We start from the raw sequence: 22,437 nt of genomic DNA, 5'->3' as shown, positions 1-22,437 counted from the left end.
CCCTCACGCCAACACGACGATGCGGTCGCATATTCCTCGCGCGGATAGCCTGGCAGTATGGGCGCCGAGATCTTCGTCATTCTCGTCTGTTCGGTCGCCGTGGCGGCCTTTGCGCGATGGCGGGGATGGCCGGCTCCCCTCGTCGTGACGGGCGTCGCCCTCGCCGTGTCACTGCTGCCGTTCGTGCCGTCCATCGAGATCGACGGCCACCTGCTGCTGAACCTCACGCTGCCGCCGCTGCTCTACTCCGCCGCGCTCGAGGTGTCGTTCGTGAGCTTCAAGCGCTCGCTGCCGCACATCCGCCGACTGGGGATCGGGCTGGTGCTCACCACGGCCGCAGCCGTGGGGCTCGTCGCCTGGCTGATGATGCCCGAGCTCACGGTCGCCGGCGCGCTGCTCCTCGGCGCCATCGTCGGCCCGCCCGACGCGGTGTCGGCGGCGGCCATCGCGCGCAAGCTGGGCCTCCCGCGCCGGGTGATGACCGTCATGTCGGGCGAGAGTCTCATCAACGACGCCACGTCGCTGACGCTCGTGCGCGTGTTCGCCGCGATCGTCGCGGGCGCCACCGTGACGGTCTGGGACGGCCTGACCGAGTTCGCGCTCGCCGTCGTCGTCGGCATCGCGATCGGGATGGTCTTCGGCATCGTGCTGCATCAGCTCCGGCTGCGGATCAGCGACCCCGTCGTCACCGGGACCGTCGGCCTCCTCGTGCCGTTCGGGGCCTATGCGATCGCGGAGGAGCTGCACGGCTCCGGCGTGCTGGCCGTCGTCGCGATGGGACTCTACGTCGGCTACAACGCCCCGAAGACCAGCTACGCGACGCGGCAGCAGGACGGTCCGCTGTGGTCTTCGATGGACTTCCTGCTGGAGAGCTTCGTGTTCTCCTACATCGGCCTCCAGCTTCCCGATGTCGTGGCGGAGCTCGGGGACGTCTCGGGGCCCCGCACCCTCCTGCTCGCGCTGACGGTGTTCGCAGTCGTCCTCGTCATCCGCCCGATCTTCGTCTACCTGAGCTACGAATGGGGGCAGGCCTGGCAGCGCCTGCGGCTCGTCCGCTGGAAGCACGCCGCGGAGGAGTACCGCAACAATCCCGGCAGCCGGCGTGCGCGGATGGTGCGGCGCCAGCGCGCGCGTCTCGAGAAGCGCGGCCGCCCCATCACGGAGCGGACCATCCGCCAGCGCATCATCGAACCGCAGATGTCGGTGCGCGAGCGCGCGGTCGTCTCGTGGGCGGGAATGCGCGGCGTGGTGACGCTGGCGATGGCGGCGGCCCTGCCGGATCTCACCGACGGGGGCATGTCGACGGGCAACGTCGAGGTGCTCATCGTGTGCGCGTTCATCATTACCGTGGGCACGCTGCTGCTGCAGGGGCTCACGCTCGCTCCGCTCATCCGCCTGCTGGGGGTCAACGCCGACGCGCAGCGCGCGTCCGACGCGCGTCAGCTCGAGGCCGTGCGTCGACGCAGCGCGGACGCCGGACGCGAGTACCTGCGGCAGAAGCAGCAGGAGTGGGTGGCGCTCTACGGCGAGGACTCGCTGCAGAAGTTTGACAAGGTCGCGAGGTCGCTGCTCCGCGTGGAGAAGAACGCCGACAAGGCGGAGCGCGCGCTGGACGCGGCGGAGGAGGCGAAGCCGATCGTCAAGCGGCCGAGCTACGAGAGCGTGCGCGACCTGTCGAAGGGATGGCTGGAGGTGCGTCGCCGGGTGCTGCTCGAGGAGCGCGACAAGGGCAATCTCAGCGAGGAGGTCATGCGGGAGCTCATCACGGCGATGGACGCCGAGGAGCTCGCGCTCGACACCCGCGGGAGCCTGCGTCCGCCGTCGACGGACAAGCCCGGGCGGCGCTGACGCGTCAGGCGAGCACCTTCCCGCTGATGCGGAGGGCGAGGCGGCGCGGGAGCAGGCGGACGACGCCGGCGGCGACCGCGTTGAGTCGCCCGGAGACGACGCTCGGCGGGCCGGCGGGCGCATCCACGGCGTCGAGGGCCCGCCGGACGACCTCGTCGACGCTCTGCTGCCGGCGGAACGCGGCCGCCCGCGTGCCGATCTCGTCGAAGAACTCGGTGCGCGTCGGGCCCGGGCTGATGGCCAGCACGCGCGCGCCGCTGCCGCGGGTCTCCTCGGCGATCGCCTCGGTGAAGCTGAGGACGAACGCCTTGCTCGCGCCGTAGGCGGCCATCCCCGGGCACGGCTGGTACGCCGCCGTGCTGGCGACGTTCACGAGCGCGCCGTGCGCCGTGAGGATGTCGGGGAGGAACTCGCGGGTGAGGGCTGTCAGCGCGCCGACGTTCGTCCGCACCATCGCGTCGAGGCGCTCGGGGTCGGCTTCCGCGAGGGCGCCGCGCATGCCGAAGCCGGCGTTGTTCACGAGGCCGTCGATGCGCACGCCGTCCGCCTCGAGCCGCTTCCGAAGCGTCGAGGCGGCGTCATCGGCGGCGAGGTCGAGCGGCACCACCCGCACCCGCACGCCGTGCTCGCGCTCGAGGCGGTCGGCGAGTTCGCGCAGCCGGTCCTCGCGGCGCGCGACGAGCACGAGGTCGCTGCCGCGGGCGGCGAGCTGAGCGGCGAACTCCGCGCCGAGGCCCGAGCTCGCGCCGGTGATGAGAGCGGTCTGCAGCTGTCGCGGGGAGCTGGTCATGTGCCCACCGTAGACACTCCGGGAACGACCGAGGGCGGCCATCCGATCGGATGGCCGCCCTCGAGCGGATGCGGGTCGCGTCAGCTGCGCGCGGCGACCGCTGCGGCGTCCGCGTGCTCCGCGTCCTTCGTCTCGGACTCGTCGATGAAGGGCAGGCCCTCGCGCGGCGCGTCGTAGAGGTCGCGGTCGAGGATGCCCTCGCGCTTGGCGACGATGGCGGGGATGAGCGCCTGACCGGCGACGTTGACCGCGGTGCGGCCCATGTCGAGGATCGGGTCGATCGCGAGCAGCAGGCCGACGCCTTCGAGGGGCAGGCCGAGGGTCGACAGGGTCAGCGTGAGCATGACCGTCGCACCCGTCGTGCCGGCGGTGGCGGCGGAGCCGACGACCGAGACGACGACGATCAGGACGTACTGGATGAGTGACAGCCGGATGTCGAAGAACTGAGCCACGAAGATCGCGGCGATCGCCGGGTAGATCGCGGCGCAGCCATCCATCTTCGTCGTCGAGCCGAAGGGGACGGCGAACGACGCGTACTCGCGGGGAACGCCGAAGTTGCGCTCGGCCACGCGCTGCGTGAGGGGGAGCGTCCCGATCGACGAGCGGCTGACGAAGCCGAGCTGCACGACGGGCCAGACGCCCGTGAAGAACTGCTTGATCGAGAGGCCGTGCGCCTTCACGAGGATCGGGTAGACGACGAACAGCACGAGCGCGAGGCCGATGTAGATCGCCAGTGCGAACCAGGCGAGCGAGGTGAGGCGCTCCCAGCCGTACTCGATGACCGCGTTGCCGATGAGGCCGAGCGTGCCGATCGGGGCGATGCGGATGATCCACCACACCACGCGCTGGATGACCTTCAGCAGCGACTCGGTGAAGGCGAGGAACGGCTCCGCCTTGCGGCCGGCGCGGAGGGCGGCGATGCCGACGACCGCGGCGACCACGATGATCTGCAGGATGTTGAAGTTGACGCTCGAGGAGACGCTGCCGTCATCGCCGACGTTCGTCGAGACGCCCAGGCCGAGGAAGTTCTGCGGCACGAGACCCAGCAGGAAGTCCCACCAGGAGCCGACGTGCGAGGGCTCGGAGGCCTCGAGGCCGGAACCCGCGCGGTTGCCCGGCTGCAGGACGAGACCGAGGGCGATGCCGATGCTCACCGCGATGAACGCGGTGATGGCGAACCACAGGATGGTCTGACCCGCGAGGCGGGCGGCGTTCTGCACGCGGCGGAGGTTCGAGATGCTCGCGACGATCGCGGTGAAGACGAGCGGGACGACCGCCGTCCGCAGGATCGTGACGTACGAGCTGCCGATCGTGTCGAGGGTCGCGGCGAGGCCGTTGGGCTCGCCGTCGGCGGAGGCGCCGATCGCGCGGCCGATCAGGCCGAGCACGATGCCCAGGATGAGGGCGGCGACGATCTGGAAGCCGAACGAGGTGTAGAAGGGGCGCTTCGCCTGGGCGGGGCGGGCCGTCGTAGTGCTGCTGCTCATGGTCTCCTGTGGCGGCGAGGATCTCCCACCAGGCACGAGCGTCTACTTTAGGTGCGCCGGAATAGGGGAAGGGCCGGTGATACGCAGGAAGCCCATCTGTGACGGCGCATGTCGTGGGCGGAACGGACGCGGGGTGCCGAAGCGCGGCGTGCTAGCGTGGCCGACGGTGCGATTGAATCGATTCATCCGCGCCGAGCGTCGGGGGTCGCTGAAGCCGTCTCCCGCGCGGACTTCACACCTCATCGATGGAGATCCGGTATGACACCGTCGTCCTCGCCCACTTCGGGCCTCACCCGCCGGCAGCTGCTTGCCCTGTCGGCCGCCGGGATCGCCGGCTCGCTGCTCGTCGCGCAGCACCCCGCTGCGGCGTCGGCCGCCGCCCGCTCGGTGTTCGCGAAGCCGGGATCCGGCGCTGCGGCGGAGCTCGCCGGCTTCAGCACCCCGGAGGCCGCCACCGCTCCGCGCTTCCGCTGGTGGTGGCCCAACGGCGAGGTCGAGCTCGCCGAGATCGCGGCCGAGGTGAAGCAGGCCGCCGACAACGGCTTCCGCGGCCTCGAGATCGCCAACGTGCACCACAGCGTCGACGGCGCCCTCCTCGACGTGGAGAACCACGGCTGGGGAAGCCCCCACTGGGTCGCGGCCGTGGAGACGGCACTCGAGGCCGGTGAGAAGCATGGCGTCGAGATCGACATGACGCTCGGCCCCTCCTGGCCCGCGGCCATCCCCGGCATCACGCCGCAGGACCCGTCGGCGCTCGTCGAGCTCGCGCACGGCTCGGTCGACCTCGTCGCGGGCCAGCGTTTCTCCGGCGCGCTGCCCGAGCCCGGCGTCGCTCCCTCGGCGGGGGTCGAAGGGCGCACGCTCGTGCGCGTGCAGGCGTTCCGCATCCTCTCGCGCCCCGCGCGCAACGGCATCATGCTGCAGCACTCGTCGCTCGTCGACCTCACCGACCGGGTGCAGGGCGAGCGACTCGACTGGACCGCTCCCGCCGGCGCGGCGGGCGAGGAGTGGACGATCCTCGCGTTCTGGCAGCGCGGCACCGGCCAGAAGCCCGAGGCCGGACCCCACACGAGCCCCGAGTCGTATGTCGTGGATCACTTCAGCCTCTCGGGAGCCGACGCCATCGAGCGGTACTGGGAGTCGACCACCCTCACCCCGCGCGTGCGGGAGCTGCTGGCGAAGACCGGCGGCACCTTCTTCGAGGACTCCCTCGAGGTCGAGACGCACTCGACGATCTGGGCGCGCGAGGCGGCCACGGAGTTCCGCACGCGCATCGGCTACGACCTCGAGCCCTACCTCGCCGGCATCGTCGAGGTGAAGGAGAAGTACGTCTACCAGTTCGCCGACGTCAACGCGATGCGCGTGCGCGACGACTACAACCAGGTGCTGAGCGACCTGTACTCGGAGTATCACCTCATCCCGCTCCGGGACTGGGCGCACGGATTCGGCCTGCAGTACCGGGTGCAGGCGTACGGGCTCGAGCAGGACTCGCTGCAGCAGGCGAGCATCGTCGACATCCCCGAGACCGAGTCGCTCGGCGCGAAGAACCTCGACGACTACCGCGTGCTGGCGAGCGGTCGAGACATCGGCGGCCGCACGATCCTCTCGTGCGAGGCTGCGGCGTACCTCGGCAAGGCGTACGCGGTGACGTGGAACGAGGTGCTGAACACGCTCGGCGAGACGTTCGTCGGCGGCGTGAACCAGACCGTGCTGCACGGGTTCTCGTACAAGATCGCGCCGGGGGCGGGATGGCCGGGCTTCGCCGCGTTCACGCCGTACGGCGGCGGCAAGTCGGTCGGCTACTCCGAGTCGTGGGGCCCGCGGATGCCCGTCTGGAACCACCTGCACTCGGCGGCGGACTACCTCTCCCGCACGCAGTGGGTGCTCCGTCAGGGCGTGCCGCAGTACGACATCGCGTTCTACCGCCAGAAGGGCTGGGCGCAGACCGGCATCGGCGCTCCCTGGGCGACGGCGTCGGGCATCCCCACCGGATGGACGCACGGCTTCCTCAATGAAGCGGGGCTCTTCCAGGAGCGCTCGGAGCTCGTCGACGGCGTCTTCGCGCCCGAGGGCGGCGCCTACCGCGCGTTCGTGATCGATCCCGATCGCTTCCGCGGCAACGAGCCGACCATGTCGCTGCGTGCGGCCAAGCGCCTGCGCGAGCTGGCGGGCGCCGGGTTCCCGATCGTCTTCTACGGCAACTGGGACAAGCCGGAGTCGACGGGTCTGCGCGATGCGCAGACGAACGCCGAGGTCGCGCGCATCGTCGCGGAGATCAAGGCGCTGCCGACGACGCGGATGGCCGCGGGCGACGCCGACGTGCCGGTCGCGCTGGAGGCGCTCGGCGTGCGCCCGCGCGTGACGTATACGACCTCGCATCTCAAGCACATGCACCGGGTCGACGGCGACATCGACTACTACTACCTCGCGAACGTGAAGCACAACTTCGCGAAGGACAAGCTCGTCGAGATCGACCAGACGGTCGAGCTCATGGTGACGAACCCGCGGCACGTGCCGTACCTGCTCGACGCGTGGTCGGGCTCCGTCGCGCGCCTCGCCGCATACGAGCAGAACGGCGACCGCGCCACCGTGCGCGTGCGCCTGGTCCCCGGTCAGTCGATGGTCGTGGCGTTCGGCCCGGAGGGATGGGCAGGCGCGCCCGCGCCCAAGACGTGGATCGCCAGCACCGACGTCGAGGGCGCGGAGGTCGGACCGAAGGGCGAGCTGATCGTCCACAGCACGAAGACCGGCATGGTCGAGGTGCCGCTCGCCGGCGGTCGCATCCGCAAGGTGCAGATCCACGAGCTCCCGAAGCCCGTGGAGATCGGCCGGTGGGACGTCGTCGTGAGCGACTGGAAGCCGTCCGGCGAAGGCGTCGAGACGGCGAAGATCGAGCACCGTCTCTCGCTCGACTCGCTCGTGCCGTGGTCGCAGATCCCCGAGATCACCGACGCGTCGGGCATCGGCGACTACCGCGCGGAGTTCACGCTCGACCACGGATGGAACCCCGGCAAGCCCGGCGCGATGCTGTCGCTCGGAACCGTGCGCGACACCTTCACGGTGTGGATCAACGACCAGGTGGTCGCGGAGCGCGACTTCCTCGACACGAAGATCGACGTCAGCGACTACGTGCAGGTGGGGCGCAACACCATCCGCGTCGAGGTGGCGACCCCGCTCAACAACCGCATGCGCACGGTGAATCCGGCCGTGTACGGGCAGATGGGCAAGCAGGAGTACGGGCTCATGGGCCCCGTCACGATCACCCCGTTCGGCAAGGGGCGCGTCGCGTAGGACGCGGTCGCGACGAGGGAGCGCTGCGCGGCACCGGTGGATCCGGTGCCGCGCAGCGGCGTTTCGGGGCGAGGGCGGGCGCGCTGCTGAGCGTTTCGCTAGCCGGCCTTGCGGCGGCCGTCGGTGCTCGAGACCGCGAACATCTCCGGTGTGAGGCCGTCGAGGAGGTCGCCGGGCTCGACCCCGAGAGCGGCCGAGATGCGGACGAGCGAGTGGATGTTCATCATCGACCGGCCGCTCTCGTAGCTGCGGATGTTCGACGAGTCGATCTCGCTGCGTTCGGCGAGCTGATCCTGCGTCATCGTCTGCCGCCGACGGTAGTCCGCGATGCGCTCGCCGACGTACGCGACGGCAGCAGAGGGGACGCGAGGCACCAGACAAGCGTCATCGCCACCGGTGCCGAGTGCCAGGGTGATAAAGACCGGGTACAAGTACCTTTAGAGTCGGAATGTGGCTCGAATTCATGAACTGATCAAGCAGCTGCGCACCTCCAACCCATCGCTGGGAAACGAGATCGCTCGCGAGCTCGAGGTGCTCTCGCAACGCAGAGCGTTCGGTCTCAACTTCGAGCGCCACACGCCGGAAGCCGTTGAGCTACCTGGCCGCCGCGTTCGCGTCGGCGATGTCGTGCGGATCCTGCCACCGCGAGGAGAGACGCCGAAGGCATCCGACGACAAGCTGTGGCGCGTGCGGTCCTTCGAAGGAACGGGTGACGCGCGCGTGGCGCACCTCGAGTCGGTCGCCAGGACTGACGAGGGTGAGCGAGCAAGCTCCGCAGTCGAGGACGTCGTGGTCGTCACCGAGTTCCGCGAGCCGATCTATCCCGGACTCGTGTCGACAGGGAAGGTGGAGCGCGGCGGCGACAAGCCGTTCCACGCAGTCATCAACGCCGAGAATTACCACGCTTTGCAGGCGCTTCTGTTCACGCACCGGGGCTCGGTAGACGCGATCTACATCGATCCGCCATACAACTCGGGCGCTCGGGATTGGAAGTACAACAACGACTACGTCGAGGGCGACGACATGTACCGCCATTCGAAGTGGCTGGCGTTCATGGAGCGACGTTTGCTGCTGGCGAAGGAGCTGTTGAACCCCGACGACTCCGTGCTCATCGTCACGATCGATGAGAAGGAGTACCTGCGGCTGGGGCTGTTGCTGGAGCAACTTTTTCCGACGTGCAAGATTCAGATGGTCTCTTCGGTGATCAACCCGCGAGGAGTCGTGAGAGCTAACGAGTTCTCGCGAAGCAACGAGTTCATTTTCTTCGTCTGGGCTCCTCACACGCGCTTGCACGCGCCAGGGAGAACTGATTCCAGGGGAGAAGCGGTCGCTTGGGAAACGATGCGACGTCGCAGCCTCGCTGGACGCCGTGGCAACAAGGGACCCGGTGCTTGCGGGCCTAATCAGTTTTTCGCGATCCACGTCGACCCCGTGACGGGGCATATTGTGGGACGAGGTGATCCGCTGCCGCTTAATTTTGACGTTGCTCAGTACGAGCCTCCCGCGGGGACCGTCGCTGTATTTCCGGCTCGGGACGACGGTACAGAAATGAATTGGAGCTTAACGGACACTGCGTTCGACGCGCGTTGGCAGCAGGGTTTTGTCCGCGCAGGAAAAGCGACGCTTGACAAACCTCAGAAGTACCTAATTCAGTACATCCTCGGCGGCGTGATCGAGGACATTGCTTCAGGAAAAGCCAGGGTGACCGGGCGCGCGCCCGACGGCTCCGTGCGCGCAGAGTACGTGGAGGAGAAGTCCGCAATGCCACACACGCAGTGGGACCTTCCGGCTCATAATGCCCAGGAGAATGGCACCGGCCTTCTGCGTCGTATTCTTCCGGACCGCCGTTTTCCTTACGCGAAGTCCTTATATGCGGTCGAGGACGCTCTCCGCCTCTTCATTGCGGCGAAGCCGACGGCCGTGGTGCTCGATTTCTTTTCAGGGTCAGGAAGCACGGCCCACGCAGTGATGCGCCTCAACAAGCGAGACTCCGGACACCGGGTGTCAATCAGTGTCACGAATAACGAAGTCGGCGCTGACGAACAGCAGAAGCTCAGAGCTCAAGGGCTCCGCCGCGGTGATCCAGAGTGGGAACGATGGGGGATCTGCGACTACATCACCAAACCGCGCGTCGCAGCGGCGATCACAGGCAAAACGCCTCACGGCGAGCCGATCAAGGGCGACTACAAATTCAACGATGAGTTTCCGATGGCGGATGGACTCGAGGAGAACGTCGAGTTCTTCACCCTCACCTACGAGACGCCGATGCGCGTGCAGTCGCACCGCGAGTTCGCACGGATCGCGCCACTGCTGTGGGTCCGGGCCGGTTCGCGGGGCCGCAGGATCGAGGTGTTGCCGGATGGGTGGGACGTCGCCGAGGCGTACGGAGTGCTCGACGACATCGACAAGTCCGACGAATTCGTCAGCGCGATGGCGGCCAATCCGGACGCTCGTCTCGCGTTCATCGTGACCGACGAGGACCGGTTCTTCGAGGCGATCGCGCACGCGCTTCCCGAAGAGGTCGAGCCCGTCCGGCTCTACGACGCGTACCTGCGCAACTTCGAGATCGACGCGATGCGGGGTGCCCGGTGAGATTCACGCTGAAGGACTACCAGCGCGACGCGGTGACGCAGACACTCGACAATTTGCGACGCGCGCGGACGCTCTATCACCGAGATGCGATGGAGACGTCGTTTGCCCTCACCGCGACAACGGGCGCCGGTAAGACCGTCATGGCTGCCGCTGCCATCGAGGCGCTCTTCTACGGTGACTCCGAGCTCGAGTTCGAGCCGGATCCGGGCGCGGTCGTGCTCTGGTTCTCCGATGATCCGAACCTCAACGAACAGACCAAGCGACGCCTGGTGCAGGCATCCGAGAAGCTCACGTACGACCGGCTGGTCACCATCAAGCCGCCGTTCTCGTTGCCCGCGCTCGAGAGCCAGCACGTGTACTTCCTCAACACGCAACGACTCTCGAAGACGTCCCTGCTGACGCGCGGAGCTGACCGTGCCGTGGAAGCGGAGGCGGCGGACGATGTGCTCGTGCCCGCTCCCGACGACCTCGCGTGGAACATCTGGGAGACCCTGGGTAACACGATCGACGACGAAGGGCTCACCGTCTACCTGGTGTTGGACGAAGCGCACCGCGGGTTCACAGCGCGCACGTCGCGAGACAAGTCGACGATCGTCCGGCGACTCATCAACGGAGAGATGACGGGAAGCGCGATGCCCGTCGTCTGGGGCATTTCCGCCACAATCGATCGCTTCACCGACGCCATGAAGGAAGCCGCGGTCGGAGACGGCCGCACCACGCTGCCTGCGGTGGCGGTCGATCCGGTGCGCGTTCAGCAGTCCGGCCTCATCAAAGACACCATCGCGCTCGACATTCCCGCCGAGTCTGGGAACCTCGAAACCGCTCTGACGACGCGGGCGGCGCGCAAGCTGAAGGAGTCCGCCCGGCGCTGGAACAAGTATCTGGTCGAGCAGAGAAACCTGCCCGGCGAGACATCCGCCGAGAAGGTCGTACCGCTGATGGTGCTGCAGATTCCCAACACGGAGGACCCCGACGACGTCGGACTCTGGCTCGACACCATTCAGACGGAGCTTCCCGACGTGACGTCGGCGAACGTCCGCCATGTCCTCGGCGAGCACAAGATCCACACCTTCGGTTCATGGGAGGTCGAGTGGATCGAGCCGCAGCGCGTTCAGGATGAGACCGACGTCCGGGTCCTGATCGCGAAGGACGGCATCTCGACCGGCTGGGACTGTCCGCGTGCAGAGGTACTTGTCTCCTTCCGACCGGCGAAGGACCACACGCACATCACGCAGCTTCTCGGCCGCATGGTCCGCACGCCGCTCGCACGGAGGATTCCGGGCGACGACCGGCTCAACGCGGTGGACTGCATCCTGCCGCACTTCGACCGCACGACCGCCGGCAACGTCGCGAAGTACCTCACCGGCCTCACGGACGCGATGCCGTCTACCGGCCAGAAGGTGCTCGTCGACGGTCGTGAGCTGATTGCCAATCCGGGCATCCCTGAGAGCGTCTGGGAATGCTGGGATCAGCTGCCGACCATTGCGCTTCCGCGTCGCGGAGCGCGGCCAGTCAAGCAGCTGGTGAGTCTTGCGCAGGCGCTCGCAGCCGACGGGTTGCAGGATCGCGCTGTAGCGTCCGTGCAACGAACGATGCACAACACGCTCGAGTCGTTGGCCGCCCGGTACGACGGGCAGCTCCGGACCGCGGAGATCGAGGTTCGCACGGTGCGCGGCATGACGATCGCCGGCAGGTTCGGCACCACGAAGCTCTCCTACACCGATTTCGTTGAGCAGGCGGACGAGCGCGCGATCCGTGTGGCGTTCGAAGCTGCGAAGAGAGCGTTCGGGGCTGACATCGCACAGTCGTACATCGACTTTCTCGCCGACCCCGAGGAAGACGACAGCGACGAGGCTCTGCGGGCCGCGTATGTGAAGGCTGCCGCACTCGCTACCGTTCCGAACGTGCGCGACAAGATCGACGAGGCAGCGAAGGAGATCGTCGCCGAATGGTTTGACGATCATCGTGTTGCCATCCGGGGACTCGCGGACGAACGCCGGGAGACGTACGATGAGATCCGAGCGCAGGCCGTGGAGCCCCAGGTGAGCCAGCTGATCCGGCCCAGGACGCGAATGGAGGACTTCGCCGAGATGGTGGAGGGGCAGGCGCAGGCAGCGGAGACGCTCGACAAGCACCTCATGGCGGACGAGGAAGGTCGCTTCCCGCTCACGACGCTCAACGGGTGGGAGCGGGAGGTCGCGCGCACGGAGGCGTCTCGAACGGACTGCGTGGGCTGGTACCGCAACCCGTCCGTCACGCGCCCCGACGCCATGGGCATCGCGTACCGCGATCTTCAGGGCAACTGGCGCACGCTGCATCCCGACTTCCTGATCTTCACCCTGGTGAACGGCGTGATCCGGCCGTCCATCGTCGATCCTCACGGCACGCACCTCGAGGACTCGCTCATCAAGCTGCAGGGGCTAGCCAAGTTCGCTGAGCGGCACGGCGACGCTTTCCACCGCATCGATTCGCTCGGCACGAGCGGATCATCGGGGGAACTCCGAGTACTCGACATGCTCGACCCCGCCGTGCGGGACGAGGTGCTTCACGCGGACGGTGATGCCGGCAAGCTGTTCGGCTCAGCGGGAGGAAAGTACGCATGAGCACGATGACGTTCACTCCATCACAGCAGGCAGCGATCGATGACGTCGAAAGCACGCTGCAGCTGATCGCCTGTGCCGGATCGGGCAAGACGCAGGTGCTCGCGCAGCGCATCGCGAAGATCCTTGCGCAACCAGGCGTTCGACCGGCCAACGTCATCGCGTTCACATTCACCGAGAAGGCCGCAGCTGAACTCAAAGAGCGCGTGCATTCTGTCGTGCACGAGGAGATCGGCGAAGTCGTCGGGTTGGCCGAGATGTATATCGGCACTATGCACGGGTTCTGCCTCGATCTGCTTCAGACCTACGTGCCGGACACCTTCAAGTACGGCGTCCTCACTGACGTGACTCAACAGCTGCTTATCGATCGAGAGAGCAAGAATTCGGGACTGACGACCTGCACCAAGCTCGTGCAGGGCGTGGAAACGCCGCTTAAGCGCTTCCTGGACACACGCACGTACAAGACCGCGCTGGCCATCCTGCAGGAGGACGAGGTCGACCACGAGCTCGTTCGGGAGTCGGTCGCGTCGAGCCTTGCTTCCTACCGGTCGCTTCTGAAGCAGCGACGGTACTTCGACTACACGTCGATGATGGTGGAGGCCGTCGAGTTCTTGACGAAGGTCGAGACAAGCGACGATCTCGGCACTTCGGAGCGTGCACTCCGCGATCACGTGCGCGACGAAGTCCGATACGTGATCGTGGACGAGTACCAGGACGTGAATCCGATTCAGGAGCGCCTGGTCGCCGCCCTCGTGCACTTCGGAGCGAACCTCTGCGTGGTCGGCGACGACGACCAGACGATCTATCAGTGGCGCGGGTCGGAAGTGAACAACATCATCTCGTTCGCGGACCGCCACTTCGACGTTCGCCGTATCGAGCTGGGTGAGAACTTCCGGTCTACGAAGGGCGTCGTCGAGCTCGGTCGCACGGTGGCTGAGCGGCTGGACTCCAGCGAGCGACTCCAGAAGAGGATGGTGCAGGCGTCGCATCAGGAGTGGGAACGCGGCGACATGCTCGCGCTCCAGTTCGCGGATGCGGGCGAGGAAGCCGAGTGGATTGCCCAGCGGATCGAGGACCTCCAGGGCGTGCCCTTCACGGACAAGCCGGGGGCAGCGCCCCGTGGCCTTTCCTGGTCGGACTGCGCCGTGCTCTATCGCTCAGTCAAGGACGCGGACCCGCTCGTGGCTGAGCTGAAGCGCCGGAACATCCCGTTCATCATCAAGGGCCTCGCGCGCCTCTTCGACGCTGCGGAGATCCAGGCATGCGCGGCGCTCTTCCGCTCCATGATGGGCGAGACCTCCAAGGCCGAATTGCGCGCCCTGTGGGAAGGGGCAGATCTCGTCTCCGACCCTGCCCGCTGGGACGACTTGCTGCGCGTGCTCGATGAGGGAGCGGACTTCGAGAAGAGCGACAGGTGGGGTACGTACAACATTCAGCGCCTCTACCTGAAGGCGCTCGAAGCACTCGACCTGCATGAAGAGACGATTCCTGGCGACGTCCGTCGCAGGGAGCTCGTCATGTACCTGCTCGGCAAGTTCTCGCAGGTCATCTCAGACTTCGAGACGATTCACTTCTCTTCCGAGCCGAAGCGCAAGTACGAGTCCTTCGTGGGGTTCCTCACGTATCAGGCGCCGATGGTTTATGAGGAATCCGACGAGGATGCCGGCTACGTGCGCCCGGACGCCGTCGTCATCTCGACGGTTCACCGGGCGAAGGGGCTCCAGTGGCCCGCGGTATTCCTTCCGTTCCTGCGGCAGGGACGCTTCCCGATGCGGGGCGTGGGTGGAACGCAAGCCATACCGCATCTCATCGCGCCGGAGGCTGTCAAGAACGGAGCGAGGTACAAGGGCGGCTTGTCTGATGAAACCCGGCTCTTCTATGTCGCCGTCACCCGCGCGCAGAAGTTCCTCTATGCGAGCTACGCACCCGGGGAGAAGAAAGGGCAGGGGAAGGCATCCCAGTTCTATCTCCACTGCACGTCGTCAGCCTGGGTGTCGACCACCGACGAAGGACTCACCGACGCCGCGCGCCTGACGCCGACGCCGAAGCTCGAGACGCCCAACATCGCCATCTCGTTCTCTGAGCTCAAGTACCTCTTCGACTGCCCGTACCAGTTCAAGCTCCGTTTCATGTACGGATTCAATCCGCCCATCGATGAGGCCCTCGGCTACGGGAAGGGGCTGCACGACGTGCTCGCCGAGATGCACAAGCGAGCCCTGGCTGGCGATGTGCCGTCCCGCGCGGAGGCCGAAGAGCTGGTCGAGCGGCACCTTCATACGCCGTACGCCTACCCGGCCCTGCGGCAACAGCTGCGCGGTGCGGCTGTCGACGCGATTCACCGCTACTTCGACCGTCATGGCGACGACTTGACCCGCACCATCCACTCGGAGAAGCAGATCGAGGTGGCGATCGCTCCAGGTGTATCCGTGATTGGCCGGATCGATCTCATCAAGTCGCTGGAAACGGACGAGACGGCCATCGTCGACTTCAAGTCGACCGCACGGTCGCAGGAGGAAGACGTGACACGCGATCAGCTCTCCATCTATGCGCTCGGATATGAGGAGCTCACCGGAGCATCAGCGGACCGAATCCAGATTCTGAACCTGGACGAGCAGGGCAAGAGCACCAATGACCCCGTCAACTCCTCGTTGATGTCCGAGATCAGGAGCAAGGTGGCGGCTGTCGCCGATGACATCCGTGCGAATCGGTTCGCCTGCACTCATGACCACGCGGCCGAGGCGTCGTTCGACGACCTCGCTTGGTTGACCAGAGGCGGACGAGAATGACGTTCGCTACGGCGAGATCGTGCGCACTGGCGCAAGGCGCGTTGAGCGCTGGGAAGCGCAGGGGCTCGGTGCAGCGTGCCCCTATGGACTTGTGCGAGTTCGACCGGATCGGCGAGGTCTCCACCGACTTCAAGGTGGAGGAGATCCTCGCGGATCTCACCGGCGACTCCTGATCTCACCGGTCCGCGCGCACCAGCAGATCGCCGATCTCGCAGTCGAGCGCCTGGCATACGGCGATCAGGGTCGAGAAGCGGATGGCCCGGGCTCGATCGTTCTTGAGCACCGACAGATTGACGATGCTCACGCCGACGATCTCGCTGAGCCGGGTGAGGGTCATGCCGCGCTCGGCGAGCAGCTCGTCGAGACGGCAGTGGACACCGGTCCACTCGTCTTCGGTCGCCGGCGTCACACCAGTCCGTCCGTGTCGCGCTGCAGCCGCTCGCCGAGAGCGAAGGCGCTCGCGATCGCTCCGATCCCGAAGATCACAACGAGTGGCAGGACATCGAACTCCTCCGCCGCAGTCTGGAACCTGCCCTCGCCCAACGCGTCGAGCGCTCGGAGTGTCGCGAACCGATCGAGGAGCAGTGGCAGCGCGTACCCGACGCCGACCAGGACACCGGTCGTGGTCAGCAGCTTCGTGTTGTGACGGTTGAAGGCGGTACCTCGCGACAGGTTGAGCGCGAACAGCCCGACGCACACGAGAACGACGAGCAGGCACAGCACGTGCACGACGACGCTCGTGATGAAAGCGGCATAGGGCAGTGGCGCGAGGTCACTCATCGGGATGATCGCGCGGTCCAGATGGGCCACGACGTCGGCGCCCTCCGGCCCGGCAGGCAGAGCGACATCCTCGCCGACGATCCGCACCGCGACGGGAACCGCTGTGTTGGGGATGATCGCCGTGAGGCGCGAGACGCCCTCGAACACGATCGCGCATCCTGCGATCACGCAGAGGAGGACGATGCCGAGGAAGCCCCAGCGTTCACGTTGCGGGAACAGCGCGGGGTCGGTGCGGGTGCTGCTCGTCATCACACCAGTCCTTCCGTGTCGCGCTGCAGCTGGGCGCCCCGACGGAAGGCGACGGACAGCAGGCCGACCGCCGTCGCCGCGAACCAGTACGGAGCGAACGACCAGAAGGCGATGGGATGAACCGGCTCCCGGCCATCCGTCCCGAGCGCCGCGAGGACACCGTTCGTTCCCATGTGCTGAAGCAGCAGCACTCCGAGTGCGCCGAGGAACATCGCCCAGCTGATGATGCCGAAGTCGCGCGCGGTGGCGCGGACGAAGAAGCGGCCGCGCAGGAAGCTCCAGGCGAGGTGCATCACGGCGGCGATCACGACGAGTTGGGCGAGCGCGGCGACGACGATCGCCGCGCCCAGGCAGAACGTCGAGACCGCGTTGAGGTCGGTCACGACCACCGTGAGCTCGGAGAGCGAGCCCGAGACGCGTGCCGACGTGTTCTCGAGCACGCCCTCGCCCGAGCCGCTCTCGAGCGGAACGCGTGCAGCGACGCCATCGGGACGGAAGGTGTCGAGGAAGTCCAGCACGTTCGCGATCAGCACGACGATGACGGCGGCCGCGCCGCAGAGGATGACGGTGATGGCGTCGCCCTGTTCGGAGCGCTCGCGGGTGGTCGAGAGGGTCATCACACCAGCCCTTCCGTGTCGCGCTGGATGCGGGAGCCGATCGCGAAAGCGGCGGCGACCAGCGCGAGGATGAAGCCCCATCCGATCGGCGCGAGATCCAGATCCAGCAGGAAGGGCCAGAGGATGTCCATGAGCTCGGGAGTGCGCGCGGCGAGATCCTCGACGACGAGGGCTCGACCGAACGCGCCGCACGCTTGGGACGCGATCCCGCCGACGAGGACGAGGCCCGCGATGGCGCCGAGAGCGGTCGAGATCATACGGCGGAAGGGACGCCCGCGCATGAGCGCCAGCGCGAGCACGTAGGCGACGACGCAGACTCCGATCGTCGCGAGCGCGGGCAGGGCGCCCTCGAGGAGCAGCAGCCAGCGGGCGCCGGCGGGCGGAGCGGCGAGCACGACATCCGCTGCCGCACCGCGGGCGTCGACGATGCCGGCGACGCCGTCGAGCTGCGGGATGTCGGCCCGCTGCAGCGGCAGGCGCACCTGCGGTTCGTCGGCGAAGACGGAGAGCGCGCCGCCGACGATGGCGACGACCGCGCCGACAGCGACGGAGACCGCCCCCGTGGCGATGACGCCGAGAGCGACCGCATCGCCGCGAGAGACTGGATGGCCGGGAGAGGGTGCCATGGAAGCCCTCCTTTCTTCACGAAGAACGATAACAACGAATATCGATAAGACGCGAAGCCCCACAATGCGTTCGTTATCATTTCGTTACTTCTGGGGATCGAGGACGCCTCGATCTCCCGTTCGAATGTCGGTGGTCCGCGGGATGATGAGGGCATGAGCCAACGAAGGCCACGATTCAAAGAACGCCTCACGTACGAGGCCACTCCGGAGGAGACGCGCGTGCTCGGCAACGTCGTCGAGTCGCTCCTCCACTACCGGCGCGTGATGGCCTCCATCGCGGGCGCGGAAGCTCAGGCGCTCGCCATCGCCGCGGGGATCGCGCGAGATCAGATGGGGCGCTCGGGGTCGAGCTCGGAGTACGCCTTCCCCTATCGCGCGATCGCCGCCGAGATCGGCGCGGCGCTGCACGAGCCCTCGGCGGCGATCGAGCGGCGGATGGCCGATGCCGAGGTGCTCATAAAACGGCTGCCTGCGGTGCGAGAGGCGCTCACCGAGGGGCGGATCACGCGCAAGCACGCCGAGATCATCCAGGAGTACGCCGGGTTCGTCGACGAGCAGGCGCTGCCGGAGTACACGACCCTGACCATCGCGTTCGCCGAGGATGCCACGCAGCATCAGCTGCGGATCTTCGCGAAGCAGCTGGCGGAGCGACTGGGTGTCCTGACGCGCGAGGCCCGGCAGCACGTCGCGCGGCGACAGCACGGCGTGTGGGCGCGCGATCTGCCCGACGGCAACGGCGAGCTCGTCATCCGGCACAGTGCCGAGGTCATCCGCGCGATCAAGGACCGGGCCGATGCGCAGGCGAAGGCGTTCGAGAAGAAGATCCGCCGGCAGAACCACGCCGAGCGCGTGCGAGCCGAGGCGGATGGCGTGCCTCCGCAGCTGGATGAGCGGACCCGGGACCAGATCCGAGCGGACATCCTCGCCGACGAGCTGCTCACGGCCGCTCCCACCGTCCACGTCGTGGAGCGGGAGGGGACGCCGAACCTCCTCGCCGAGATCCGGGGCATGATCGCCATCACGATCCCGGTCACCACGCTCGCCGGACTCGACGACGAGCCGGCCTTCCTGCACGGCTACGGTCCACTCGACCCCGGCATCGCCCGGCGCTTCGCGAAGCAGGCGCCGGGATGGGAGCGGGTGTTCCAGAACCCCGACACCGCGGCGCTCCTGACCGTCGATCACTACGAGCCGACCGCGGCCATCCGTCGCATGATCGACGTGCGCGACGAGGTGTGCCGCTTCCCGTCGTGCGATCAGCCCGCGCAGCACTGCGAGAAGGACCACACGATCGAGTACGCCCGGGGCGGCCCGACGAGAGCCTCGAATCTGGCGGCCCTCTGTCGACCGCACCACATGCTGCGGCACCAGACCGCCTGGCATCCGAGACAGGTGTCGCCCGGAGTGATCGAGTGGACCAGCCCGGCCGGCCGGAGGTATCGAGAGGTTCCGCTGCCGCAGCGTCGCAAGCGCATCGTCGATCAGAAGCCGCCGTTCTGAGCGCTATGCCCAGGGCGAACACGAGCACCGGGCGGGGCATCCCTGGTTACGGTGGAACCACGGCGCGCCGACCGTCCTTTGTCGACGCGTCCTCGGCCTTCGGCCCAGAGGAGTGACATGTTCGAGAGATTCACCGACCGTGCCCGTCGGGTGGTCGTCCTCGCCCAAGAAGAGGCGAAGATGCTCAACCACAACTACATCGGGACCGAGCACATCCTGCTCGGACTCATCCACGAGGGTGAGGGCGTCGCTGCAAAGGCGCTCGAATCGCTCGGGATCTCGCTCGATGCTGTGCGCGAGCAGGTTCAGGACATCATCGGCCAGGGCCAGCAGCAGCCGACGGGGCACATCCCGTTCACGCCGCGCGCCAAGAAGGTGCTCGAGCTTTCCCTGCGCGAGGCGCTGCAGCTCGGCCACAACTACATCGGCACCGAGCACATCCTGCTCGGCCTGATCCGCGAGGGCGAGGGCGTCGCCGCCCAGGTGCTCGTGAAGCTGGGCGCCGACCTCAACAAGGTGCGTCAGCAGGTCATCCAGCTGCTCTCCGGCTACCAGGGCAAGGAGCCCGTGGGCGTCGCGACGACCGGCCAGGAGTCCACACAGGGCGCCCAGGGCGGTTCGCAGGTTCTCGACCAGTTCGGTCGCAACCTCACGCAGGCCGCGCGCGAGAACAAGCTCGACCCCGTCATCGGGCGCGAGAAGGAGATCGAGCGCGTGATGCAGATCCTCTCGCGCCGCTCCAAGAACAACCCCGTCCTCATCGGCGAGCCCGGCGTCGGCAAGACCGCCGTCGTCGAGGGCCTCGCTCAGGCGATCGTCAAGGGCGATGTGCCCGAGACGCTGAAGGACAAGCAGCTCTACTCGCTCGACCTCGGCTCGCTCATCGCCGGGTCCCGCTACCGCGGCGACTTCGAGGAGCGCCTGAAGAAGGTCACCAAGGAGATCCGCACCCGCGGCGACATCATCGTCTTCATCGACGAGATCCACACCCTCGTGGGTGCCGGTGCCGCCGAAGGCGCGATCGATGCGGCCTCGATCCTCAAGCCGCTCCTCGCGCGCGGCGAGCTGCAGACCATCGGCGCCACCACGCTCGACGAGTACCGCAAGCACTTCGAGAAGGACGCGGCCCTCGAGCGCCGCTTCCAGCCCATCCAGGTCGCGGAGCCCTCGCTGCCCCACGCGATCAACATCCTCAAGGGTCTGCGCGACCGCTACGAGGCGCACCACAAGGTGCAGATCACGGATGGCGCGATCGTCGCGGCCGCGAACCTCGCCGACCGCTACGTGAGCGACCGCTTCCTGCCGGACAAGGCCATCGACCTGATCGACGAGGCCGGCGCCCGCCTGCGTCTGTCGATCCTGTCGTCGCCGCCGCAGCTGCGCGAGTTCGACGAGAAGATCGCCAAGGTCCGCGAGTCCAAGGAAGCCGCTTCCGAGGAGCAGGACTTCGAGAAGGCCGCGTCGCTGCGCGACGAGGAGAAGGCGCTCCTCGGCGAGCGTCTGCGCCTCGAGAAGCAGTGGCGCTCGGGCGACGTCGCGACCCACGCGGTCGTCGACGAGGGCCTGATCGCCGAGGTCCTCGCGCAGGCGACGGGCATCCCGGTGTTCAAGCTCACCGAGGAGGAGACCAGCCGCCTCGTCTTCATGGAGAAGGCGCTGCACCAGCGCGTCATCGGCCAGGAGGAGGCGATCGCCGCGTTGTCGAAGACCATCCGTCGTCAGCGCGCCGGCCTCAAGGACCCGAAGCGCCCCTCGGGGTCGTTCATCTTCGCCGGCCCCACCGGCGTCGGCAAGACCGAGCTCGCCAAGGCGCTCGCGGAGTTCCTCTTCGACGACGAGGCCGCGCTCATCTCGCTCGACATGTCGGAGTTCGGCGAGAAGCACACGGTCTCGCGCCTCTTCGGCGCCCCTCCCGGGTTCGTCGGCTTCGAAGAGGGCGGCCAGCTCACCGAGAAGGTGCGCCGCAAGCCGTTCTCCGTCGTGCTATTCGACGAGATCGAGAAGGCGCACCCCGACATCTTCAACTCGCTCCTCCAGATCCTGGAAGAGGGACGGCTGACGGATGGCCAGGGTCGCGTCGTCGACTTCAAGAACACGGTGATCATCATGACGACGAACCTCGGTTCGTCGGCGATCGCGGGTGGCCCCGTCGGCTTCCAGGTCGAGGGCAACACGCAGACGACCTACGAGCGGATGAAGGGCAAGGTCGACGAGGAGCTGAAGCGCCACTTCAAGCCCGAGTTCCTCAACCGCGTGGACGACATCATCGTGTTCCCGCAGCTGTCGAAGAGCGAGCTCGTGCAGATCGTGGACCTGTTCACGAAGCGCCTCGCCGAGCGCCTCCTCGACCGCGACATGACGATCGAGCTGTCGCAGGCGGCCAAGGAGCGTCTCATCGAGGTCGGGTTCGACCCCGCACTCGGCGCCCGTCCGCTCCGCCGCGCCATGCAGCGCGAGGTCGAGGACCGGCTGTCGGAGCAGCTGCTGAACGGCCAGCTCGAGGCGGGGCACCACATCAAGGTGGACCTCGTCGACGGCAAGTTCACGTTCGACAGCGCACCGCGTGGCGAGAAGGTCTCGGTCGGCGTGAACACCGGCGGCGACCTGTCCGCGACGCCGGACCTGGCGGCGCTGGGCGACTGACACCCGTCGAATCGGCAAGGGGCGGGGCCTTCGGGCTCCGCCCCTTTCGCGTGCCCGCTCGCTCGGTCGGTCGCCCGCGTCCAGGAGAGGCGGAGGTGCCCCGTCCTAGGCTGGGAGCATGACGGAGTTCACCCTGCGCCCGGCCCGAGCAGCCGACATGGAGCGGGTGCACCGGATGCTCCAGCCGCTGGTCGAACGGCGCATTCTCCTCGGCAAGGATCTCGTCGTGCTCTACGAGGCGACGCCCGAGTTCCTCGTCGCGGTGGATGGCGCGGGTCAGGTCATCGGCTGCGGCGCCCTCCACGTGATGTGGGAGGACCTGGGCGAGGTCCGCACCCTCCTCGTCGCCGACGAGTGGATCCACCACGGCGTCGGCCGCGCCATAGTCGAAGGGCTCGAGCAGAACGCGCGCGAGCTCGGCCTGTCGCGCCTGTTCTGCCTCACCTTCGAGGTCGACTTCTTCCGCCGCCGCGGCTTCGAGCCCATCGGCGAGCAGGTCGTCTCGCCCGACGTGTACTCGCAGCTCGTCCGCAGCCGCGACGAGGGCATCGCCGAGTTCCTGGATCTCGCGCACGTGAAGCCCAACACGCTCGGCAATACCCGAATGCTCAAGCACCTCTGAGAGGAT

15 protein-coding genes are annotated in these 22,437 nt (G+C 67.4%); 8 read left to right on the top strand and 7 right to left on the bottom strand.

Annotated features, from left to right (window positions below):
- The first annotated feature begins 57 nt into the window (after positions 1-57).
- Positions 58-1,848 (top strand): cation:proton antiporter, encoded by a 1,791-nt coding sequence (locus tag D7D94_RS08670; RefSeq protein WP_156242234.1) that lies wholly within the window; start codon positions 58-60, stop codon positions 1,846-1,848.
- A 4-nt stretch (positions 1,849-1,852) separates the two neighbouring features.
- Here the strand turns inward: D7D94_RS08670 and D7D94_RS08665 are convergent, their stop codons facing one another.
- Both D7D94_RS08665 and D7D94_RS08660 read right to left on the bottom strand, forming a co-directional pair.
- Positions 1,853-2,638, bottom strand: a complete 786-nt coding sequence (locus tag D7D94_RS08665) for an SDR family NAD(P)-dependent oxidoreductase (RefSeq protein ID WP_156242233.1) — start codon at positions 2,636-2,638, stop codon at positions 1,853-1,855.
- Positions 2,639-2,718: 80 nt separating this feature from the next.
- Positions 2,719-4,125: a dicarboxylate/amino acid:cation symporter gene (locus D7D94_RS08660; protein ID WP_156242232.1), complete on the bottom strand. Its 1,407-nt coding sequence runs from the start codon at positions 4,123-4,125 to the stop codon at positions 2,719-2,721.
- A 258-nt stretch (positions 4,126-4,383) separates the two neighbouring features.
- Between D7D94_RS08660 and D7D94_RS08655 the strand changes: the two genes are divergently transcribed.
- Positions 4,384-7,416: a glycosyl hydrolase gene (locus D7D94_RS08655; RefSeq protein WP_156242231.1), complete on the top strand. Its 3,033-nt coding sequence runs from the start codon at positions 4,384-4,386 to the stop codon at positions 7,414-7,416.
- Between the two features lie 98 nt (positions 7,417-7,514).
- Here D7D94_RS08655 and D7D94_RS08650 read toward each other — a convergent pair whose 3' ends face one another.
- Entirely contained in the window at positions 7,515-7,790 is a 276-nt protein-coding gene (locus D7D94_RS08650) for a helix-turn-helix domain-containing protein (RefSeq protein WP_156242230.1), read from the bottom strand.
- Positions 7,791-7,866: 76 nt separating this feature from the next.
- Here D7D94_RS08650 and D7D94_RS08645 point away from each other — a divergent pair, with 76 nt between their 5' ends.
- From D7D94_RS08645 to D7D94_RS08635, 3 genes are read left to right on the top strand one after another with little or no spacing between them, the layout of a single operon-like run.
- Positions 7,867-10,008, top strand: coding sequence for a DNA methyltransferase (locus D7D94_RS08645; RefSeq protein WP_156242229.1), 2,142 nt, complete (start codon positions 7,867-7,869; stop codon positions 10,006-10,008).
- Positions 10,005-12,611, top strand: a complete 2,607-nt coding sequence (locus tag D7D94_RS08640) for a DEAD/DEAH box helicase (RefSeq protein ID WP_156242228.1) — start codon at positions 10,005-10,007, stop codon at positions 12,609-12,611. Before D7D94_RS08645 ends, D7D94_RS08640 begins: the two co-directional genes overlap by 4 nt.
- Positions 12,608-15,394 carry an ATP-dependent helicase gene (locus D7D94_RS08635; protein ID WP_156242227.1) on the top strand — a complete coding sequence of 929 codons (2,787 nt, stop codon included), beginning with the start codon at positions 12,608-12,610 and terminating at the stop codon, positions 15,392-15,394. The genes D7D94_RS08640 and D7D94_RS08635 overlap by 4 nt, the downstream gene beginning before the upstream one ends.
- A 175-nt stretch (positions 15,395-15,569) precedes the next feature.
- Here the strand turns inward: D7D94_RS08635 and D7D94_RS08630 are convergent, their stop codons facing one another.
- From D7D94_RS08630 to D7D94_RS08615, 4 genes are read right to left on the bottom strand one after another with little or no spacing between them, the layout of a single operon-like run.
- Positions 15,570-15,803 carry a helix-turn-helix domain-containing protein gene (locus D7D94_RS08630; protein WP_156242226.1) on the bottom strand — a complete coding sequence of 78 codons (234 nt, stop codon included), beginning with the start codon at positions 15,801-15,803 and terminating at the stop codon, positions 15,570-15,572.
- A complete protein-coding gene (locus D7D94_RS08625) occupies positions 15,800-16,423 on the bottom strand; it encodes a hypothetical protein (RefSeq protein ID WP_156242225.1) in 624 nt (207 codons plus the stop codon). The genes D7D94_RS08630 and D7D94_RS08625 overlap by 4 nt, the downstream gene beginning before the upstream one ends.
- On the bottom strand, positions 16,423-17,040 hold the full coding sequence (locus D7D94_RS08620) for a hypothetical protein (protein WP_156242224.1): 618 nt from the start codon (positions 17,038-17,040) through the stop codon (positions 16,423-16,425). The genes D7D94_RS08625 and D7D94_RS08620 overlap by 1 nt, the downstream gene beginning before the upstream one ends.
- On the bottom strand, positions 17,040-17,666 hold the full coding sequence (locus tag D7D94_RS08615) for a DUF2975 domain-containing protein (RefSeq protein WP_156242223.1): 627 nt from the start codon (positions 17,664-17,666) through the stop codon (positions 17,040-17,042). The genes D7D94_RS08620 and D7D94_RS08615 overlap by 1 nt, the downstream gene beginning before the upstream one ends.
- A gap of 153 nt (positions 17,667-17,819) precedes the next feature.
- On the opposite strand from D7D94_RS08615, the gene D7D94_RS08610 reads away from it, so the two are divergent.
- The 3 genes from D7D94_RS08610 to D7D94_RS08600 all read left to right on the top strand — a co-directional run bounded on the left by D7D94_RS08610 (position 17,820) and on the right by D7D94_RS08600 (position 22,431).
- The gene (locus D7D94_RS08610) at positions 17,820-19,166 is read left to right on the top strand and encodes an HNH endonuclease signature motif containing protein (protein WP_156242222.1); all 1,347 of its coding nucleotides are present in this window, start codon (positions 17,820-17,822) and stop codon (positions 19,164-19,166) included.
- 117 nt (positions 19,167-19,283) lie between these two features.
- Positions 19,284-21,809 (top strand): ATP-dependent Clp protease ATP-binding subunit, encoded by a 2,526-nt coding sequence (locus D7D94_RS08605; RefSeq protein ID WP_156242221.1) that lies wholly within the window; start codon positions 19,284-19,286, stop codon positions 21,807-21,809.
- Between the two features lie 118 nt (positions 21,810-21,927).
- Positions 21,928-22,431, top strand: coding sequence for an amino-acid N-acetyltransferase (locus D7D94_RS08600; RefSeq protein WP_156242220.1), 504 nt, complete (start codon positions 21,928-21,930; stop codon positions 22,429-22,431).
- Positions 22,432-22,437 lie beyond the last annotated feature (6 nt).

This window comes from Microbacterium oryzae (assembly GCF_009735645.1).
Taxonomy (GTDB): domain Bacteria; phylum Actinomycetota; class Actinomycetes; order Actinomycetales; family Microbacteriaceae; genus Microbacterium; species Microbacterium oryzae.
The sequence above is the reverse complement of the archived record's forward strand: the minus strand, read 5'-3'. Positions and strand labels throughout refer to the sequence as shown.

Excerpts from the sequence above, each read along its gene's own strand:
- D7D94_RS08625 (WP_156242225.1), bottom strand. The coding sequence starts at position 16,423 with ATGACGAGCAGCACCCGCACCGACCCCGCGCTGTTCCCGCAACGTGAA.
- D7D94_RS08610 (WP_156242222.1), top strand. The coding sequence starts at position 17,820 with ATGAGCCAACGAAGGCCACGATTCAAAGAACGCCTCACGTACGAGGCC.
- D7D94_RS08600 (WP_156242220.1), top strand. The coding sequence starts at position 21,928 with ATGACGGAGTTCACCCTGCGCCCGGCCCGAGCAGCCGACATGGAGCGG.
- D7D94_RS08605 (WP_156242221.1), top strand. The coding sequence starts at position 19,284 with ATGTTCGAGAGATTCACCGACCGTGCCCGTCGGGTGGTCGTCCTCGCC.
- D7D94_RS08620 (WP_156242224.1), bottom strand. The coding sequence starts at position 17,040 with ATGACCCTCTCGACCACCCGCGAGCGCTCCGAACAGGGCGACGCCATC.
- D7D94_RS08635 (WP_156242227.1), top strand. The coding sequence starts at position 12,608 with ATGAGCACGATGACGTTCACTCCATCACAGCAGGCAGCGATCGATGAC.
- D7D94_RS08670 (WP_156242234.1), top strand. The coding sequence starts at position 58 with ATGGGCGCCGAGATCTTCGTCATTCTCGTCTGTTCGGTCGCCGTGGCG.
- D7D94_RS08665 (WP_156242233.1), bottom strand. The coding sequence starts at position 2,638 with ATGACCAGCTCCCCGCGACAGCTGCAGACCGCTCTCATCACCGGCGCG.
- D7D94_RS08615 (WP_156242223.1), bottom strand. The coding sequence starts at position 17,666 with ATGGCACCCTCTCCCGGCCATCCAGTCTCTCGCGGCGATGCGGTCGCT.
- D7D94_RS08660 (WP_156242232.1), bottom strand. The coding sequence starts at position 4,125 with ATGAGCAGCAGCACTACGACGGCCCGCCCCGCCCAGGCGAAGCGCCCC.
- D7D94_RS08655 (WP_156242231.1), top strand. The coding sequence starts at position 4,384 with ATGACACCGTCGTCCTCGCCCACTTCGGGCCTCACCCGCCGGCAGCTG.